The sequence below is a fragment of the Candidatus Frankia nodulisporulans genome (genome assembly GCF_902806475.1).
GTDB lineage: Bacteria > Actinomycetota > Actinomycetes > Frankiales > Frankiaceae > Frankia > Frankia umida.
Window position 1 is genome coordinate 1 of sequence record NZ_CADCWS010000558.1, and the last position, 450, is coordinate 450.

Annotated in this window: 1 protein-coding gene; it reads right to left on the reverse strand. The window is 68.9% G+C overall.

Annotated elements, in window-relative coordinates; genetic code table 11:
- Positions 1 to 443, reverse strand: a 443-nt coding sequence (locus G6R24_RS21405) for a transposase (RefSeq protein ID WP_225438909.1), incomplete at its 3' end; no start/stop codon positions are given.
- Positions 444 to 450: the final 7 nt, after the last annotated feature.

Sequence of the window (450 nt, forward strand, 5' to 3'; positions counted from 1 at the left end):
GCCGGTAGGGCGTTAGTGGCGGGTTCCGGCTGCGGGGCGGGGTGGCGGTCGAGGTAGCGGGAGTGCTCGGCCTCGGCGTCGTAGCGCCACCGGTAGGGCTCGGCGGTCGCGTTGTGCGTGAGGGTGAAGTCGATGATCTGTGCTTCGAGGTCCTCGCGGGTCGCGAAGTCGCCGCGGCGTAGCAGCCGGCGGGTCAGCGTCCCGAACCACTGCTCCACCATGTTCAACCAGCTCGCGTGCTTCGGCGTGTAGGTCACCGTGAACCGGGGGTGCGCGGCGAACCAGGCCCGGGTCGCGGCCGAGGTGTGACTGGACCCGTTGTCGAGGATCAGGTGGATCCGCAGGTCGGGGGCGGTGCACTGGTCGAGCGTGACCAGGAAGTCGAGAAACGTCCGCGAGTTGTTCCGCTGGATCCGCTGGGCGATCACCTGCCCGGTGAACACGTCCATC